The sequence below is a fragment of the Clostridioides sp. ZZV14-6345 genome (genome assembly GCF_020657775.1).
In the GTDB taxonomy this organism is placed as follows: domain Bacteria; phylum Bacillota; class Clostridia; order Peptostreptococcales; family Peptostreptococcaceae; genus Clostridioides; species Clostridioides difficile_D.
On the sequence record NZ_JAGWCX010000078.1, the window covers coordinates 1 to 17,266 of the forward strand.

The 17,266-nt window shown below is 26.7% G+C and carries 13 protein-coding genes and 1 pseudogene; 12 read left to right on the forward strand and 2 right to left on the reverse strand.

Annotated elements, in window-relative coordinates; genetic code table 11:
- Window positions 1–314: 314 nt before the first annotated feature.
- The 5 genes from KGF39_RS16665 to KGF39_RS16685 all read left to right on the forward strand — a co-directional run bounded on the left by KGF39_RS16665 (window position 315) and on the right by KGF39_RS16685 (window position 7,618).
- On the forward strand, window positions 315–1,118 hold the full coding sequence (locus KGF39_RS16665; protein ID WP_227823152.1) for a hypothetical protein: 804 nt from the start codon (window positions 315–317) through the stop codon (window positions 1,116–1,118).
- Between the two features lie 11 nt (window positions 1,119–1,129).
- A complete protein-coding gene (locus tag KGF39_RS16670) occupies window positions 1,130–2,260 on the forward strand; it encodes an ATP-binding protein (protein ID WP_227823153.1) in 1,131 nt (376 codons plus the stop codon).
- A gap of 3 nt (window positions 2,261–2,263) precedes the next feature.
- A complete protein-coding gene (locus KGF39_RS16675; RefSeq protein ID WP_227823154.1) occupies window positions 2,264–3,673 on the forward strand; it encodes a VWA-like domain-containing protein in 1,410 nt (469 codons plus the stop codon).
- A 217-nt stretch (window positions 3,674–3,890) separates the two neighbouring features.
- On the forward strand, window positions 3,891–4,391 hold the full coding sequence (locus KGF39_RS16680) for a CarD family transcriptional regulator (protein WP_227823162.1): 501 nt from the start codon (window positions 3,891–3,893) through the stop codon (window positions 4,389–4,391).
- Between the two features lie 1,871 nt (window positions 4,392–6,262).
- On the forward strand, window positions 6,263–7,618 hold the full coding sequence (locus KGF39_RS16685) for a peptide MFS transporter (RefSeq protein WP_054274940.1): 1,356 nt from the start codon (window positions 6,263–6,265) through the stop codon (window positions 7,616–7,618).
- 218 nt (window positions 7,619–7,836) lie between these two features.
- Here KGF39_RS16685 and KGF39_RS16690 read toward each other — a convergent pair whose 3' ends face one another.
- Both KGF39_RS16690 and KGF39_RS16695 read right to left on the reverse strand, forming a co-directional pair.
- Window positions 7,837–8,718, reverse strand: coding sequence for a PhzF family phenazine biosynthesis protein (locus tag KGF39_RS16690; RefSeq protein WP_227823155.1), 882 nt, complete (start codon window positions 8,716–8,718; stop codon window positions 7,837–7,839).
- Complete coding sequence (locus KGF39_RS16695) at window positions 8,705–9,457, reverse strand: TrmB family transcriptional regulator (RefSeq protein ID WP_107594241.1); 753 nt, start codon at window positions 9,455–9,457, stop codon at window positions 8,705–8,707. The genes KGF39_RS16690 and KGF39_RS16695 overlap by 14 nt, the downstream gene beginning before the upstream one ends.
- Before the next feature lie 241 nt (window positions 9,458–9,698).
- Here KGF39_RS16695 and trxA point away from each other — a divergent pair, with 241 nt between their 5' ends.
- From trxA to tnpA, 7 genes and pseudogenes are all read left to right on the forward strand, one after another.
- Window positions 9,699–10,025: a thioredoxin gene (gene trxA / locus KGF39_RS16700; RefSeq protein WP_413927098.1), complete on the forward strand. Its 327-nt coding sequence runs from the start codon at window positions 9,699–9,701 to the stop codon at window positions 10,023–10,025.
- A gap of 449 nt (window positions 10,026–10,474) precedes the next feature.
- Window positions 10,475–11,221, forward strand: a complete 747-nt coding sequence (locus KGF39_RS16705; RefSeq protein ID WP_227823157.1) for a DUF2087 domain-containing protein — start codon at window positions 10,475–10,477, stop codon at window positions 11,219–11,221.
- Between the two features lie 59 nt (window positions 11,222–11,280).
- Window positions 11,281–11,955 carry a 4Fe-4S dicluster domain-containing protein gene (locus tag KGF39_RS16710; RefSeq protein WP_227823158.1) on the forward strand — a complete coding sequence of 225 codons (675 nt, stop codon included), beginning with the start codon at window positions 11,281–11,283 and terminating at the stop codon, window positions 11,953–11,955.
- A gap of 368 nt (window positions 11,956–12,323) precedes the next feature.
- Entirely contained in the window at window positions 12,324–13,670 is a 1,347-nt protein-coding gene (locus tag KGF39_RS16715; protein ID WP_227823159.1) for a glycoside hydrolase family 55 protein, read from the forward strand.
- A 25-nt stretch (window positions 13,671–13,695) separates the two neighbouring features.
- Window positions 13,696–15,096 (forward strand): glycoside hydrolase family 55 protein, encoded by a 1,401-nt coding sequence (locus tag KGF39_RS16720; RefSeq protein ID WP_227823160.1) that lies wholly within the window; start codon window positions 13,696–13,698, stop codon window positions 15,094–15,096.
- A gap of 168 nt (window positions 15,097–15,264) precedes the next feature.
- A complete protein-coding gene (locus tag KGF39_RS16725; protein ID WP_227823161.1) occupies window positions 15,265–16,701 on the forward strand; it encodes a glycoside hydrolase family 55 protein in 1,437 nt (478 codons plus the stop codon).
- Between the two features lie 315 nt (window positions 16,702–17,016).
- Window positions 17,017–17,199: pseudogene (gene tnpA, locus KGF39_RS16730) on the forward strand (IS200/IS605 family transposase); the annotation flags it as partial.
- Window positions 17,200–17,266 lie beyond the last annotated feature (67 nt).

Consider the following 17,266-nt stretch of genomic DNA (forward strand, 5'->3'; position numbering starts at 1 on the left):
TTTTGCATGAAATCAAATATATTTTCATTATTTGAACGATAAAATGAGGCTTATATCTATTTTGGGAAAGTAATTTTTTATTACTAGCGTTAGATTCTAATCTAATTGTATACTTATTGAAATAATAGAAATATATTGGTGTTTATAACTTAATTTTATTGTTTTTTAGAAATTTTTTTATATATTGGTATAATTATTCTGTTTAAATTTGATTAAAAAGTATATTAATTATAATAAGAAACAATTATATAAATAGGAATAGATTATTATAATTAATATAGATATAAAAATAATTATAGAAAGAAAGGCACATTATGGAAAAATTGAGAGTTATTGAAATGATAAAAAATAATCCCAATATTATAGCTACAATAGATAATCCAACTGATGAAATGAAATTGTTAGCTATTAAAGAAAATGGGCTTGTACTAGAATATATAGATAATCCAACTAGAGAGATGCAAGAACTAGCAATAGATAATAATATTAGAGCAATTAAATTTATAGATAATCCAACAGAAGATATGATGATAAAAGCAGTAAATGAGGGATGGAGTATACTGGATTATATTAAAAATCCAACTGATAAAGTTATTAAAATGGCTATAAATCAAGCAGGATGGGCAATTAAATATGCTAAAAATCCAAATGAAGAATTACAATTGTTAGCTGTAAGAAAAAATTATGATTCGATAAAGTTTATGAAACAACCTTATGAAAGCGTACAAGAAGAGGCAGTGAGAATAAGTTATGATGCCTTGAGGTATATAGAGTCACCTAGTCATAGTGCAGAACTTATAGCTATAAAAAATAATGAAGCAGCTATTAGCTTTATAACTGATTTAGATAAGAATAAAATGTTGGAATTTCTAAAAGTGAATATTTTAGTGATTAAGTACATTATAAAGAAAATATCTAAAGATGAATTGGAGGAAGTATTAAAAGAAGTATTATCAAAAGAAGATGTTGAAGAGAAGTATATTAGAGATTTTTTAAATTGTAGTGTTATAGATAGAAATAGTGAGAATATACCAATAGATAAAATTATGTTTATTTATAAATATGGAAGTAAGACAGCAAAAAAAATAGCTGTAGATGAGAAATTAAAGATTATTTAGGAGAGATAAAAATGAATTTTATAGACACATTAAAAAGCGTTGACTTAATATTATCCACTGGAGAAGTACCTTTAATAGTAGGTGAAAGTGGAATAGGAAAAACAGCTTTAGCAAATAAGCTTGCCAAAGAAAATGATTGGAGTTTAGTTGTTATTGATGGAAACCTGCTTAAAGAGGGTGAAATAGGTGGTCTTCCTACTATAGAATCTTATGTAGGAGTTAATTCTAATGGATACAAGACTGAAAAGAAAACAACAGTATATGCTGTTCATAACAAATTAAGGGAAATTGATGAAGAGATATCTAAAGGTAAGATAGTTCTTTTATTTATAGATGAGATAAATCGTTGTGAGCATACAGTACAGCAAGAACTTATGAATTTAATTTTAAATAGAGAAATTAATGGATATAAATTGCATGATGATGTAAAGATTTTAGCAGCGATGAATCCATCAAGCAAATATGGTTCAGATTTTGATTATCAAGTTGTAGATATGGATGCAGCTCAAGAAAATAGGTTTGTTTGGTTAAGTATGGAGAGTGACCATACACAATGGCTAAAATGGGCAATAGATGAGGGAATTGAAAGAAAAGTTATCGAATTTATTTCCACTTTTCCAGAATATCTGCATAAAATAAACGAAGATGATGTAAGAGCAACTCCTAGAAGTTATGAAAGAGTATCTAAAATTTATAAAGTTTATAAGGAAAAAAATAATTCTATTCCTAGAGCAGTATTTTTAAATGTTATAAAAGGGAATGTAGGTAAGGTTATTGCAGAAGAGTTTATAAGCTTTATTGAATCAGATTCTAAACCATTAATATCCTATGAAGATGTTTTTTTAGGAGAATCTATTGACGAGTCTATTATAAAAAGAGTAAAAAATGAGAGTCATACAAGACTTTATCTATCAGCTATGAATATCTTAAAAAACTTAGAACTAAATATTAAGAATGATAAATATGAATCAAACCACTATATTAATAGATTTATTGAGTTTTTAAAAATGTATCCTGTAGATTTAATGATAGGAATTATGAAGGATATTAGAAACAGTTATATTGAAGTATATAAAAAAGCTATAGAAAATGAAGAGTTTGTAAAATCATATTTTGAATCTTATAGTTTAATAAGGGGATAATGTATGAAAACTTATTTTGATAAACAAGTAAATGAGCTTTATAATAAAGCCAGCGAAATTATAAATACTCATTCTATGCTAAAGGCAAATCGTGCTAATGAGAAATTTGATATAGATATACCACAAGATTTTAAGTATGAGTTTTTTAGTCTTATAGATAAAGTGAATTTAAGTCTTATGGAAGAAGAAGATAATTTTTATGGATATTTTTTGTTTCAGATGTCAAGGGAGATAAGATTTGATATAAGTAGTCCTACAGGTGTGAATTTTAAGGGAGCTAAATATGTTATATATTTCAATCCAATAATTTTTTTAACACTTGATATAAATCAAATGGAAACTACAATTAAACATGAAATTCATCATATATTATCTATGCATTTAGTGAGAGCAAAGGAATTAAAAGGAAAGTATAGTACTTTGGCCATTAATATGGCAATGGATATAGTAGTAAATAAATTTTTAAATAATTTACCACCATATGCAACTACTTTGGAGTGGGTAAACTTAAAATATTCATTAAAACTTGAGCCATATGAACCTTTTGAATATTATGTAGAAAAGATTCAAACTGAATTAGATTTGATGGAAGAAGATGAAGATGGTGAAGAGGATGATAGTGATAAATATGGAGATATAGAAACTGGTTATAGTCCAGAAAAAACTCATGATATCTGGGATGAATCCAATGAGATAGATGAAAATACTCTTAGAGAATTTACTGAAAAATTTATTAACAGTTCTCAAAAAGGTAAAATTCCTGCTTATTTAGAAAATATGATATCATCACTTAAAAATAGTAAGGGTGAATTGCCATGGAATTTATATCTTAATAGAATAATGGGAACAGTTGAAAGTAATAAAAAAAAGACTATGACAAGAAGAAATAGAAGACAACCAAATCGTTTAGATTTGAGGGGGGAGCTTAGAAGTCACAAGGCAGAAATAGCAGTTGCACTTGATATAAGTGGAAGTATCAGTGATGAAGAGTTTAAACAAGCGATTAAAGAAGTACTTAATATAGTGAAAAATTATAATCATGAAATTACAATTATAGAGTGTGATAATGAAATTAGACGTGTATATAAAGTGAGAACTGAAAGAGACGTAAAGGATAGAATTAGGATAGGTGGAGGTACTAGATTTTCTCCAGTCTTTGAATATGCTAATAATAAAAAGGTTAATTTGTTGGTTTACTTTACTGATGGTAAGGGGGAAAATAAGCTACAAGTAGTACCTAGAGGATATAAAATTTTATGGGTTATTTCTGGAAGAGGAGATAAACTTTCACTAAAAGAGCCTTATGGGGCAGTTAAAAAACTTACTAAAGTTGAAGTAAAGAATGAAATATTAGAGATAAATGATGTAAGAAATGATGGATATTCAATGAATAGCCAAGCACCAATTTTATAAGTATTTACGAGAGATAAACTATTTTAATTTATACTTGATATGATTGTTATAGAAATCTAAAAAATACATTAACTAATGGTTAATGTATTTTTTAATTTTAATAATATAAGTTTTACTTACATTAAAGCCTCAAAATGTGTTAAAATATAATATATAGCAGATAGTTTTGGCAAGGTGAATTAAATTGTCAGAACTATTTTTTTTATTAAGGATGGTGATGGTTTTGTTTAAGGTTGATGATTATATAATGTATGGGATGACAGGTGTTTGCAAAGTACTTGATATAACAAACGAACAGTTTACAAATGGAATAAAAAAAGATTACTATGTGTTGAGCCCTATTTATTCCAATAATACAGTAATAAAAATTCCTGTAGATAATGAAAAAGTACCAATGAGAAAGTTACTTTCTAAAATTAATGTTATTTCATTAATAAATAATATTCCTAATATGGATACATTATGGATAGATAATGAAAAACTAAGAAGTGAACAATTTAAAAAAATACTTAGAGGTGGAAAATGTGAAGAGTTAATAAAACTAACAAGAAGTATACATCATAACAGAGAGTATGTAAAATCTATTGGTAAAAAAACACATCAAGCAGATGATAATATAATGAAAGAAGCCGAAAGATTATTAAATGAAGAGTTTGCAACTATTTTAGATATTTCTCCTGATGAAGTTAGTTCATATATATCAAATCATATATCTTAATAAAGTATTTTATAGTATCTTTTATTTAAAAATCAGAGTCTAATAAAATATAATCAAAAAAATGTAAGTGTAATGTTATTTATGCATATTGCTTTTAATAAAAAGTATAATTATATTGTATAAAATATTGAAACTATATTTATAATATACAATTTTTTAAAGATATAAATTATTATTGTAGATGCTTTTATACTTCTTAATAGCAAGTAAGATTAATAAGTATACTGGAAGTTTAAAATGAGATTGATATTATGATGAGTTATTTAGCTTCTAAAATGTATAATATTATAAAAAAGTTTTTTGAATTTTAAATGATAAGATGGATACTATGTTGAATAGAATCCATCTTATTTAAATTTTATTTATAATTATTTATTTAGTATTATTTTTTGTATATGAAAATATATTTTAAAACATATGTTTAGAGTATGTGATTTTATTAAAAAAATATTCGACAAAATAATGCTGAAATTGCATTTAGACTTATAACTAAGATAAATATTATATCTTTATAGTGTGACCTGAAAAATTATAGATGTACTAAACTTATTTAGTATTTTATTAGAATAATATAGAATAAGTACTAGAGTTTATTTTCAAACAAATTTTTATTTTTTAGCCCCAAAATTATTATGATAATGAGTGAATATAATTGCTTATAAACAATTTAAATATATTGAAAAACTATTTATTAGATGTATATAGTTAGATTACTTATAATATTCTTAAAATAAATACATTTGTTTATATTTAGAAATTTAAGGTAAAAAATCATTTTTATAAAGTAAAGCATATCTAAATTTAAAAATTAATGGAATTTATCAAGTTAATTAAATATATAATAATTATTTAGTTAATTTAACAGACTTTCTTAAAATCAATTTGAAATTTTTCTTTTCTTATCTATTAATATTATTTTCCAAAAATATAATTGTGAAAAGTATGTAATTTGATTATTATATATTGGATACAAAAAACTTGATTTATTGAATAAGTAAGGTAATAAAAAATCAAAATTTCACTTCTAAAAAACTATTCTGAATATTGATTTGGCTTATATTTTCATATGGAATATTTTGTATAATAAATTTGACAAATATAATTTAATTTTTTCTAATTATTTACTGTCGATTAATAGATTTTTTTCTTGCATATAAGTATGTATTTATGGTACGATTTACATGGTGAAGTAAATGTGGGGAGGTGGAAAATAAGTATTCGTGAAAAAGTTTTCAGATTGAGGTATTTTTATGTACAGTATATTATAAATAAATAATATAACCTCAATAAATAGTATCAAAGCGAATACATGGGTAATCACTTTAAAATAACAGTTTTTATGTTTAGATTCACAGTGTTTATTATAAGTCTAATAAATAAATCTAATCTGTGAATGGATAGTAGTTTATTTATTTAAGTTGAGAATTGGTTGGGTGAAGTAATATATAAATTTAAAAAGTAAATAAAAACATTATTTGAATAAATATATGTTGCTTTATTCGATACTCCTTTAAAAAAGCACTTAAATGTAATTACATAAGTTGCTACAAAAGGGGGAATTTAGTTTGTAAAATACTATCACGTAAAAAAATAAGAATTGCATATTACGAAGGTTTTTCATGGTATCAGATGAGAATCTACTGATTTATAAATATATCTGAAAATAACGAATTTATATAATTTAAATTTATGACTAAAAAATGTATTAATTTTACTCCATGAAAATATGTACTCTACAAATAAACACGCAATTATCTTAATAATAATTACAAATTGTTTTACAAAATAATATCACCATATCTTTCATTAAAAGAAAGAATTTGGATAAAACGTAAAAATATAAAAATATAATAAAGAAAGGATTTAAACTTATGAGCTCAACAGTAAAAAAGAAGGGTAAATTCCCTATGGGATTTTATATCTGTTCAACAACGTTCTCATTTGAAAGAGCAGCATATTATTCTGCGAAGTTTTTAATCTATATATTCCTTACAACAGCTGTAATTCATGGTGGACTTGGAATAGATAAGGGACAAGCTGCTATAATGCAAGCTAACCTTGTTGCATTCACATATCTTGCACCAATAATTGGGGGATATATATCAGATAGATGGATAGGAGCTAGGTATACTATACCTATAGGTATGCTTATCATGGGAGTAGGATATTATCTTGGTTCTATTGCAACTACAGTTTCTATGGTAAATGCAATGATAATCTTAGTTTCAATTGGTACTGCATTCTTTAAAGGAAACGTATCTGCAGTAAATGGACAACTTTTTGATAATCAAGAAGAACTTGATACAGCATTCTCAGTACAATATTCTTTTGTTAATATAGGTTCTTTTATCGGAACTACAGCAGTTGGTATACTTTATGCTAAGACTTTTGTAAAAAATGGTGTACTTGGATTTTCTCAATGTTTCTTCATAGCAGCTGTACTTTGTGTAATAGGTGCAATATGGTTCACATATGGATGGAGATTCCTTGGAAATGCAGGAAAGAGACCTTTTAAAGAAGGCGTAGTTGCTGAAAAAGTTGAAGAAAAAGATAAGTCTCCTCTTACAAGTATGGATAAGAAGAGAATTTGGGCTATTATACTTATATCATTCTTCTCTGTAATTTTCTGGGTATTCTGGTATCTAACTTATCTTGCAGTTTATGATTATGGTGCAGCATTTGTAGATATGACTATTGGAGGATTTGACATTCCTCTTGCTTGGTTTGACTCATTAAATGCACTTGTATGTATAGTATTAGGACCAGTTCTTGGAGCATTATGGTTTAAACTTGCTAGTAGACCACAAGGAGATATGAGTTTATTTAAAAAGACAGGTCTTGGATTAATATTCTTAGGTCTTGCATTCTTAATGCTTGTTGGCGCAGAGTTTACAAGAGGTATTGGAGCACCTGAAACTGCTAAAGCTAGTATAATATGGATAATCATGTTTGGTATACTTCTAAGTTTTGGAGAAATGTTATTCTCACCACTTGGTAACTCTTTCGTAAGTAAGTATGCACCTAAGAAGCTTCTAGGTGTTCTTATGGGAGTATGGACATTTGCTACTTTCATAGCTGGTCAAGGATACGGATATATATATGCATTTACTCTTAAATTTGAAATGATTAAAGTATATACTATAATTCCAGTAATATTATTTGTTGCAGCTATATTATTATTCTTATTTGACAAGACATTAAATAGACTTGTTGAGGATGATAAATAATCAGTAAATAATTATTCTGTTATATAGATTAATCTATAATAATGGTATTAGATTGATTTATAGATAGTTAATAATAAAAATAAAGTTTTACTTTTAAGTACATTATTGTGATATATGTTATTATGATATGTATTGAAGTATATTTATTAAATAAAAAACAAATAAAAAATACTAGCTTTAGTTGGCTAGTATTTTTTTATTTTAAATTGGATAGAAAATTAATACATAATTTCGCCACTTAAGACTGTATAAGCACTTCCTCCAATTTTCACAGAAGTTATGTCATTGTTTTCTTTAGCTATATTTACATATACTTTTCCAGGTCTGTTTATAAAGTTACCTTCTTCACCAATAAAACTAGTTTTATCTAAAATATTATGGTGTACTATATAAGAAGATACACAAGCATTTCCAGTTCCACATACAGGGTCTTCTGTAACTCCAACATATGGTGCGATAGATCTTAAATGATAGTCACACTTTTCATCTATAGTCTCTATACAAAATGGAGTTATACCAATTAGATTATTATCGCCACTAAATTTTTTGATTTTATTTAAGTCTGGAGAGATATTTTTTAAATCATCTAGATATTTTAATCCAAATACAAGCCACCAAAGTCCAGTATTTACCTTCATAATTGGATACTCAATAAGTCTATCTTCATGTATACCTATCATTTGTGCAACTTCTTTTCTGTAACTATCTAAATTTTCAAATTCAGGGGAATTCTGTTCCATCATAAATATATTTTCATTATTTATTTCCTTAAGTTCTACAGATAATACACCAGCTTTTGTTTCTTGATAAAATATACTCTTACTGGCATCAAGTTTTCCTTCTTCCAAAAGTGCATGGAAAGCTCCTATTGTTGCATGACCACATAAATCAACTTCCAAACCAGGTGTGAAGAATTGTACTTTAAAATCTGCAACATTTGATTCTGAAACGAATGCAGTTTCTGATAAGTTCATTTCTTTAGCTACATTCTGCTTGATTTCATCCGAAATATTAGATGCATTAGTAACTACACCAGCAGGATTTCCACCAAAAGGTATAGTTGTAAAAGCATCAACCTGCTTAATCTTAATTTTGTTCATTTTTATAACCTCCTTTTATTTGTTCTGAAATATAAATTTCATGTTTTATGTATTGAACTCCAATATATAAGATATTAGAGTTTTTTGTCCAAATTGAAATGGCTTCACTGCCTTCAGATAAGTTTCCTGTCAATATCTCATCGTTATCTACAATTAAAATAATTCCTTTGTAAAGTATTTTATTTTCAAGTGTAGTTTTATTGCCCCCATGAATATGAACATTATCTAGACCTTCTAGAATTTTATTTTCTAAAAGGAGTATTTCAATATTAATATTTTTTTTGTAGGCAATTAGAAGTTCTTTTTTTAGTTCAAGAATTTCTTCATAAGGACAAGAAATTATGATTTCTTGCTTTGCATTGTTTATCATTTCTATTGCTTTTTTTAAGATATTTTTATCTCCTTTTATGTTTAAAACATATTCTACACTTTTACCTTTATTTAATATCTGTAAGTTGTTCTTTAACTTATCCATAGAATTATTAAATTCTTCTTTCTTATTTTTTAATAATTCATTGGGATTTATAGGTACATATTTAATAGGGTCAGTTCCGACATTGACAATTATATTGTTATTCAATAGTTTTGTTATGTTTTCATATACTTTTGATTGTGGTACACCTGATAATTTACTTATTTCATATCCTGTTAGAGGATTTTCCTTTAATAATGATATGTATATTTGGGATTCATATTTGGTAAATCCTATATTTTGTAATTCATTAATTATATCATCCATAGATAAACTCCTTTTATAAAATGTTAGTAACTACCTATGTAGTTATTAATTTAATTTTATAACCTAAAGGGAAGAATGTCAACTATATTAAGTAGAAAATTAAAATATATTAGAAATATTTAACTTACAAATAGACTTATCACAATATTAAAGCTATTAAAAACAGGCAGTTACAAAAAAGTGACTAATTGAACCCTTATATAGGTAGTAGTATATTAGTATCAAGAAAACAATAAAGGAGATGTATATTATGATAAAAATAATAAATAATAATGAATTTATAAACGAAGTAGAAAATAAAGATGGGTTGGTAGTTGTAGATTTCTTTGCAACTTGGTGTGGACCTTGTAAGATGTTATCACCAATATATGAAGCTTTAGGAAATGAGATGGCTGAAAAAGCAAACTTTTTAAAGGTGGATATAGACCAAAGTATAGAACTAGCTCAAAAATTTGAAGTATCTACAGTACCAACTATGATAATATTTAGAGATGGAAAACCTGTAGATAGATTAATAGGTTTTATGCCTAAAGAGAATTTAAAAGACAAAGTTGAATCATATATGTAATTAAAATAAATCACATATCTAAACAAAAGACTCATTATAGTGAGTTTTTTTGTTTAGATACTATTAAGAAAAGTGCTGGGTATTATTTTTTATTACTAAATTACACGAAAATGAGCTACAGTTGGGGGAAACTGTAGCTCATTTTATTTTGGGGGAGATAGGTTGAACTTATTGGTTATCCGTATCATATTTTTAGTATAGTCACTTATTTGAATTTATATACATTTTTTTATAAATTTTACATAAAATGTTAAATATTAATTGGAACTAATGATAGCATTTGATTTAGCTGATGTAAATTTAAGAGATGAAGGTTTTGAGGCATTTGTAAGTGTGGGAGAAGAAAATAATTGGATTTAATAAACAAAAAATAAAAATGTTGACTATATTAATAAACTTTAATATAATATATCTATAGAAATTGTAGATTGCAGAATGGAGGTAGTAACATGAAAATTGAAAATCTTTCTATTAATGATATTAAACGAGGTTATATATTCAATGATGAATTAAATTGTTATAGTTGTATTAAATGTACAAAAACATATGAAGTAGGAGAAATATATAAAATAGGTAATAGATTTTTTGAGGCTTCAAAAGCTATTGAACTTCATATGGAATTAGAACATAGTGATTATTTGGAGCAATTACTTAATAGTGATTCAAAGTACAATACACTAACTGAAAATCAAAAACAATTATTTCAGTTCTTTATTAGTGATTTACCAGATAAGGAAATTGCGAAAAAGGTTGGAGTGTCTACATCTACTATACGTCATCAAAAATTTATGTTCAGAGAAAAAGCCAAACAAGCTAAGTTATATTTAGCACTATATGAATCTGTGTTTGAAGATAAATCTAATAAAGGTAGTACTATAATACCAATCCATGAACATGCTCGAATGGTGGACGAAAGATATGTGGTAACTGAAGAGGAGAGAAAACATATTTTAGATACATCATTTGAAAGTATGAATCCTTTAAAATTAAAAGTATTTTCTTCAAAGGAAAAGAAAAAGGTTGTAATTTTATCTAAGATTTTGGAACAATTTGAACGTGGGAAGCAATATTCAGAAAAGGAAGTTAATCAGATTTTAGAATCTATATATGGTGATTTTGCAACAATTAGAAGATATTTAATTGAATACGGTTTTATGAGCAGAAATAAAGAATGTACAAAGTATTGGTTGACATAATTAGAATAACAATTTTTACTAATATATAAGGTTATTTTTACCTATGGAAGGAGTCAAACATGAATGATGAATTAAAATCTATTTTATACAGTAAAGGTGTAGATATTGTTCGTTTTGTTGATATATCTGAATTTCCAACGAGTCAAACACAAGGTTTCTCTAAAGCAATTTTATTTTGTATAGGGTTATCAAAAAAATTTATTACAGATATATACAATAACTTACCTACAGATAGTGATGAGTTCTTGGAAAAAGAGGAGAAAGTAGAAGCGTTAGCTGATTGGCTTTCAAAATATATTCAAAACAAAGGATATAGAGCTTATTCTCAATCAGAGACAAATAATCTAGAACATGGATATTTTGAAAAAGCTTACATTAATCCAGAAATGAAATCAGGGATTAGCCCTTTACCACATAAGACAATAGCAAATATTAGTGGTATTGGATTTATGGGAAAAAATAATTTGTTTGTAACAGAGGAATATGGATGTGCTTTTAGTATGTGTACAGTACTTACAGATGCTCCAATTTCTGTTGAAAGATATCCTTTGATTGATTCAAAATGTCTAGATTGCAATATTTGTGTAGAAAACTGTCCTGCAAAAGCTATACATGGAAATGAGTGGACCTTGCCAGGGAAAAGAGAGTCTATTATTGATGTTTCAAAGTGTTTTTGTGTATTGAGGTGCATGATGAGTTGTCCATGGTCATTAAGATATGCAAATCAAAAATAAATATATTATAGATGATATTAATTTAGATATTGTAAACTTTTTTAAATGTAAGATTATAGGGGATGTCTTAAAGCAAAAATTTGTATAGAACACTCAGAAATGAGTGTTTTTTTGTTGATTTTAAATTATATTGATATAAAGCTTAACTATTTTAATCATTATATGAAGTTTGTATTAAAAAATTAAGAATAATTTAGTAAGATTGAAAATATAATTGAATTATAATTTATTTATAATTAAATTATAAAAAGATTATAAAAAACAAAAATTATTCTCTCAAAAATCCAAAAGAGAGTAAAAGTCACTTCACTTATAGTCAAAAAATGCTTCTATGAAAATAATTTAGATTTAAAAAGGAGGAATTAATCATGGAAATTGAAACTAAAACTCCAGATTGGATTAATGTGCTGGAATTAAACAATAAAATAGATATTACTGGGAAATATGATGTAAGTAATATGATACAAGAAATTGTTTCTGATAAGTCATTAGAAGGTTCGATTATATATTTCCCAAAAGGTAATTATTTATTTGAAGAAGGTATTAAAATTAGTCAACAAATAACACTTCAAGGAGATTCTTATTATGGAGGAAATAATCAAGTATCAAATTTAGATAGCAAACAATCAATCATAGGAACAACCAACTTTATAACCCGAGGAGTTTCTAATATGAGTATTATTACATTGACAGGAGCAAGTCAATGTATCAAAAATATTAATTTTTATTACGATAGTTGTGATGTAGAGAAAATATCACCTAAAAATGTATCTGCTATTACAGAATTTGAAGGAGCACAAGGCCTATATCATTTTGAACACCTGTTTATTTCTGGATTTTCAGGGGTAGGAATTGAAATTCCACACTATTCAACTGGTAATGATATCACTGTTAGTTCATGTGGTCTTGGTATGAAGATTGGAGAGAAGTCGATGCTTTCTAGTAGCGAGATTTACGAATGTAAAAATGGAATGGAGATTACTACTGGTGTTAGCTTAAATAATGTGAGAATAGAAGAAATAAGAGAAATAGGTATTAATAATAAAGGGTTTGGTTTTAACCTTATTATGAATCTTATAGTCGACAAATGTGGATATTGTGGCTTTATGTTTGAAAAAATGTACCATAGCCAGATAACTGCGAGAATTACTAGATGTGGTCAGTATTATAAAAATGTTGATTACAATACTTATGAGAATATGAAAGATAGAAAAGAAGAAGCTTATTCCATTTTTTATGGAGATATTTTAGAGAATTGCAATATTGTATTGATGAATAGTAATATTTATACTTTAGAAAGCGATTCACTTGATGAACATAAGATATATGTAATCAAGGCAAATCAAACAAACAATGTAATGTTAACGTGTTATGCTGAAGCAGATGACTTTATACAGTTTGCAAAGGGAAACTTATTGTTAGCAAATGGTAGAAATACTTATAAATTTTATAATGGTGAGATTTGTTCTGTAGGAGGTGTTCAAATTTCTGATATAGATGAAAAAGATTTAATTAAAATAATAAAGAACACTCTGTATATAGATGACAAAGGTAAGTATTTAATGGTTCCTAGACTAAAAAAGAACACTGTAATATATTCAGTGCTAGATTCTGCAGAAGAAATAAATAAATTACATGGAGGAATATGGGAACAGATTGATGTAAAAGCACTGGCTGGGGAATCCATGTACTATTATAAAAAGATAAAAGATTAATTATCAAGCTAGGAGGTAGTGAGTAATGGAAGAGTCTATAATAATTAAAGATACAAGTGGTTGGATTAATGTCCTAGATTATGGAGTTTGTAATGACGAAACAAAAGATGTAAGTTCCAAGTTGCAAGAAATTATGGATGCTGTACCAGAAGATTCTATTATATATTTTCCAAAAGGAAAATACTTATTTGAAAGTGGTGTTAAGATTAAGAAACGATTAACCTTATGTGGGGATTCTTATATTTTGGCAAATGTTCCTAAAAACACTGCTGGAGTAACACAGTTTACTTTTAAAGGAATAAAAAATCCTAAAAGTGAAAATATAGCAATTATAACAGCAAAAAATGTAAGACACTGTATTAAGAGTATTTGTTTTTATTCAGATAGTTGTGATAGAGATATGACACCTAATCATGAACCTCCAACAGATGGAAAACCTAGATTTCATCATGATGTAATTATAAATTATAGAGATATATCAGCTGTTATATGTGAAGATAAACAGGGAGAACCAGGTCATTATGAAAACCTGTTTTTTAGTGGCTTTTCTGGAAGTGCACTTGATATGCCTAATAATTCTACAGCAAATGATATTACGGTTTTTACATCTGGGCTTGGAATTAGTACAGGGGAAAATTCAACTATTGCTAACAGTAAGGTTTGGGGATGTGTTGATGGAATGATAATTTCTACTGGAACCTTTATAAATGGTATGAGGGTAGAAGAAATAAAGAAAATTGGAATTAAAAATATTGGTAGAGGTTTAAATTTTATTACAAATATCACAATTGACCAATGTGGATATTGTGGAGTTTGGTTTGATTCTATATCAAATGTCCAAATATCAGGAAATATCACAAGATGTGGGCAGTACTATTATGACGTAAGTTATGATGATTATTTAAAGTTAGATAATAGAATTAAAGAAGCATATTCTTTGTTCTATGGCAATTCACTGGAGTCAAGTAATATAGTTTTGTCAAATACTAATGGGGATAACTGGGAAGATTTCAAAGAAGATAAGCATAAAGTGTATCTTGTAGAAACATTTGAAACCAAAGATGTACTATTAACGTGCAACATAGATGCCACTGACTGGATTGTTAAGTCAGAAAAAGGAAATCTAACATACAATAATATGCGACAAACTGTTATATTTTACGATGGAAAACTAAGTAGTATCAATGGAATTGGTATATCTGAAGAAGATTATGGGGATAAAGTGAAGTTAAAAAAAGGAAATATATATATAAATAGTCAGGATAAGATTATTAAGATGCATAAACCAGAGGTAGGTGACATTATGTCAACAGTTATTAAAGATGAAAATATACTTTCTACTCATTATGGGGGAACATGGGAGAAAATTGGTGAAAAAATAGAGTTTGGAATAACTGTACACTATTATAAGTTGATAGGGAAATAAGCAAATATGTAGTATTTGAATATAGATATTTTATTAAGGAGCTAGTACTATAGTTTTAAGGTAAAGAGTTCAGTAATAGTGTAAATTGAACAATATAAAAAATTGATTTGATACTAAGGGTTCATAAAATTTTGATATTAAGTAAATTGGAAAGGAATATATAGTGTTATGGAAGGAATAACTGGGGTTAAAGATGGAAGATGGATTAATGTAGTAGAAAGAGGTATCAAAAATGATGGTACGTATAATATAGGTCCTGATTTGCAGGATATTATTGATGAAATAGAAACAGATTTTTGTGTCTTGTATTTTCCAAAAGGCAAATATTTATTTACGAGCGGTATTAAAATCAATAAAGAAATTGTACTGCAAGGGGATTCTGATTCATCTACAGGGGCTACACAATTTATAACACGTGGAGTAGAAAATATGAGTATTATTACATTGACGGGGAAAAAACAATGCATTAAAAATATAAATTTCTATTCTGATAGTTGCAAGATACAGGTTAATAAAGAACCACCAACAAAAGGCAATCCTAAATATCATTATGAGATGATTATTAATAAGAATGAAAAGAATGTTGAGATGAATAATGTATCAGCAATCCTGTATGATAATAGTGATAAGATGATTAAAGGTCTAGGTCATTATGAAAATATTTATATAAGTGGTTTTTCGGGGACAGGAATTAGGATACCATATTACTCAATTGTAAATGACATTACAGTTTCATCTTGTGGACTGGGGATTGATACAGGAATAGACACAATTATTTCTAATAGTAGAATATCTAAATGCCAAAATGGAATGAGGATTAGGACTGGCACTAGTATAAATAACGTAAGGATTGAAAAAATACAGAAAGTTGGTCTTATAAGTAGTCAAGTTAAGGATTATGAGGGATATGGAAGTTATAAAATTAATAATATTACGATTGACCAATGTGGGTATTGTGGTTTTTCATTTGATTCAGTGAAAGGTAGTTATTTTTCGGGCATTATAAGAAGATGTGGGCAGTATTATTATAATACAGATTATGACACATATCTAAATATGAAAGATAGGGTAGAGGAAGCATATTCTTTATTTTATGGAAATTATTTTACAGAATGTAATATTGATTTAATTAGTGATAATAAGGATAACTGGGATGATGGATTAGAATATAAACATAAAGTTTATGTATTTAAAACCCTTCAAATACCAAAGTTAACATTGAGATGTAATATAGATGCCTATGATTATATCGTTAAATCGGTAGATGGAGGAGGCAATTTAAGGTTACAAAATAACTTTAACAATTATATATTTATTGATTCATCTAGTCCAGAAGTTATTAATGGAATTAATTTTAATTATCAAAAGAATGGAAACTTATTTAGGTTAAATAATGGCAAATTGAGTTATAAAAATGGAAATGAAGAAACAGCTATATTTAGGCCTAACTATGGTCTTATTGTAGCATCAACAGATTCAGATTGTGAACAGATAGAGGCTAACTATGGAGAAAAATGGGAGAAGCTTGGTTCTGAAGTAATTGGAAAAGAAACGGTATATTATTATAAACATCATGAACCAGATAAAACAAACAAACTACAATAAAATTGTATTATATAATGATATAAAGTTTTAATATATAGTGTTTATCTTTAATGTAATATTGATATATTTGTAGGGTATTAAATTTATTAAAAAGTAAAATTGTAGGGTGCTTGAAAATAGCACCTTTTTTAGTTTTATTATAAAATTAGTTTTGAAAGTTTAGGAATAATATATATTTATTTTTAAAGAATTATAAATTTATAAGAATATTTTAAATGCTGGAAATAAGTCAGTAAATCTTACAGAATAGTGCGGAAAGCTCACTCCTTTAGGTGTGGGATGGATAGCACAAACAGTGTATAAAAAGTATTGACACATACACATATGTTTTTAAATAGCCTTCCAACTTTAAGTCCTTCTGGTATAATGCAAAATATAAAAGGTTATACAAGTAAAATATTAAGAGAAGAATTTATTGAATTATCAAAAATGCCTAGTTTATGGACTAGAAGCTATTTTGTATCTACAGAAGAAAATGTATGTAGTGAAACTATTAAAGGTAAAGATAGAAATAGAATATTTAATGATATTCATAAGAAATATAATTTAACAGAGTATTCACTTC